General features: G+C 67.3%; 1 protein-coding gene and 1 pseudogene. Both read right to left on the reverse strand.

Translation table 11 applies throughout. The annotated features are described in order from the left end of the window. On the reverse strand, positions 1-2,078 hold a 2,078-nt coding region (locus EN749_RS34275), incomplete at its 3' end, for an ABC transporter permease (RefSeq protein ID WP_145991133.1). Positions 2,079-2,127: 49 nt separating this feature from the next. Beyond that, a pseudogene (locus tag EN749_RS34280) lies at positions 2,128-2,343 on the reverse strand (ABC transporter); the annotation flags it as partial.

Here is a 2,343-nt window from a genome sequence, read left to right on the forward strand (position 1 = left end):
TCCTTGACCCGCACCGTCGTCACCGCCGGGAAGGCGCGGGTGACGGCGTTGAGGATGCGGGCGTCGTCGGCCGTCGAGGTACTCTTTTCGGTCAGCGTCGCCATCCAGCCATGCGGGGCGCCCGCGAATGTGTTGGGCGAGAACACCATGACGAAATTGATGCCCATCGTCTCCCACTCGACCTGGCGGAAATTGGCGATCCTGGCGGTGACATTGCGTCCGAGCACGTTGACGGCGATGGTATCGCCGAGCTTCAGCCCGATCTCCTTGCCTTCTTGCGCCGAAAACGAAACCAGCGGCTCGCCGCTGTAATCTTCGGGCCACCAACTGCCCTCGGTCAACGTCGCGTTCTGCGGCTGCCTGGTGTCATAGGTCAGGCCGCGGTCGCCCCTCAGCACCCAGGCGCCTTCCGCCGGCACCTTCACCTTGTCGACATCGATACCGTTCAGCGCCATCACCCGGCCGCGCAGCATCGGCACCTTGGCCAGTACGCCCTGCGGCGCCTCCTTGCCGATCAGCGCCGAGAAAGACGCGACATCGGCGCTCTGGATGTCGACGAAGAAGAAGTTCGGCGCCCGTTCCGGCAGGCTGCCGGAGATCTGCCGCCTGAGATTGCCGTCGATTAGCGCCAGCGTCACCAGCAGCGTCAGGCCGAGCCCCAAGGACAGCACCACCGATGGCGTCAGCGCGCCTGGCCGATGGATGTTGCCGATAGCGAGCCTGAGCGCCACGAAGCGCACGCGCGGGCTCTTCCTGGCCGCCCATTGCACCAGTGCGCCGACCACGCGCAGCACTAGGAAGGCGAAGACGGTAGCGCCGACAAAGATCGAGGCGATGCGCTGGTCGCCGGAAAACAGAATGGCCAGCGCCGCCAGCAACAGCGCGATGCCTGTGGCCGCCGCGACATAGGCGGGGCGCGGCAAGCCGCGGCCTTCCAGCCCCATCTCGCGAAACAGCGCGGCTGCCGGCACATCGCGGGCGCGGCCGAGCGGCAGCAGCGCGAAAGCCAACGTCACCAGCAGGCCGAACAGCGCCGCCATGCCGAGCGCGCCGGGATAGAAGCCGCCTGCGGCCGGCACCGGAATGACGGATTGCAAGGCCGCACTCGCTGCGAACGGCATCAGCGCGCCGAGCACAAGGCCCAGCACGATACCCAATGCGGCAATGATCAGGATCTGCACCAGATAGACGGCAAAGACGAAGCCGCCCGAAGCGCCCAGGCTCTTGAAGGTGGCGATCACGCCGCGCTTGCCGTCGAGATAGGCGCGCACCGCATTGGCGACGCCCACACCGCCGACCACCAGCGCCGTCAGCCCGACCAGGGTCAGGAACTGAGAGAAACGTTCAATGTTGGACGACAGCGCGGGCGCCGCGTTGCTGCGTGTGCGGATCGACCAGCCTGCTTCGGGGAAATCCGTGGCCGCCTGGTCCTGGATGCCCTTCAGTCGCGCCTCGTCGGCGTCTGCCGGTAGGCGGATCTTGTAGGCATTCTCGACCAGGCTGCCCGGCTGGATCAGTCCAGTGGCCGCCAGCCCGTCCGTCGAGATCATCAGCCTTGGCGCGAAGCCGAAACCGTCGGACACGGCGTCCGGTTCGGCGACCAGCCTGGCGCGCAGTTCGAAAGTGGCGGTACCAAGCTTCAGCCGGTCGCCGATCTTGACGTGCAGCCGCTCGAACAGAAGGTCGGGTGCCGCCGCACCGAAGACGCCGAACTCTTCGCCGAACAGTTCCTGTTTCGAGAGTGCCGGCTCGGTCTCCAGCGTGCCATAGAGAGGATAGGCATGGTCGACCGCCTTGGCCTCGACCAGCGCCTGGTCGGATCCGTCGGCCAGACGCGCCATCGAACGCATGCTGGCGGTCCGGGAAACTGTGCCGAGCCCGTCAAGGAAGCTGCGCTCCGCCTGGCTGGCGTCACGCTGGTTGATCTCGAAGCGAAGGTCGCCGCCCAGCAGCGTCTGGCCCTGATTGGCGACACCGGCGGTGATCGAACGCGCCACCGAGTTGACGCCGCCGATGGCCGCGACGCCGAGCGCGATGCAGGCGAGAAAGATCAGGAAGCCGGACAGGCCGCCGCGCATCTCGCGCAACGAGAAGCGGACCGCGAGCCTCAACGTCGGGACAGCGGCATCAGGCCGTCACCTTGACAGGCGCCGGCGCCTCGATCCGGCCCGAGCGCATCGATACCTGGCGCGAACAGCGTGCCGCGAGCGCCGGATCATGGGTCACCAGCACCAGCGTCATGCCGCGCTCGGCCGCTTTGGCAAACAGGAGGTCGGCGACCTGCCGCCCGGTCGCCTGGTCGAGATTGCCGGTCGGCTCGTCGGCGATCAAGATGCGCGGCGA

Source organism: Mesorhizobium sp. M7A.F.Ca.ET.027.02.1.1 (genome assembly GCF_004022985.1).
In the GTDB taxonomy this organism is placed as follows: domain Bacteria; phylum Pseudomonadota; class Alphaproteobacteria; order Rhizobiales; family Rhizobiaceae; genus Mesorhizobium.